The following is a 308-nucleotide window of genomic DNA, read 5'->3' on the forward strand; positions in this document are numbered from 1 at the left end:
TCGTCAGAAAGCGGCATGTCCACGCTCTGCCACAACGTTAACCGTGGCTTGGCATCCCCCTCGGCAGCGTCCCATCGCCTATGCGTTGGCTGCACTGTTCATGCTGTTCCTGTCCAACTTGTTTCCTTTTGTGAATATGAACGTTGCAGGAGTTACCAGTGAAATTACATTACTGGAAATTCCCGGCGTGCTTTTTTCTGAGGACTACGCCAGCCTCGGCACCTTTTTCCTGTTGATTGTGCAACTGCATGCTGCGTGTTGTTTCTTAACCATTCTGTTAGTGGTGAATCGATACGAATAAACAGTGC

Annotated in this window: 1 protein-coding gene; it reads left to right on the forward strand. The window is 49.4% G+C overall.

What is annotated here, in order from left to right:
- On the forward strand, positions 1 to 301 hold a 301-nt coding region (locus MFF64_RS36740), incomplete at its 5' end, for a paraquat-inducible protein A (RefSeq protein WP_238193962.1).
- Positions 302 to 308 lie beyond the last annotated feature (7 nt).

The sequence above is a fragment of the Methylobacterium frigidaeris genome (genome assembly GCF_022179185.1).
Taxonomy (GTDB): Bacteria; Pseudomonadota; Alphaproteobacteria; order Rhizobiales; family Beijerinckiaceae; genus Methylobacterium; species Methylobacterium frigidaeris.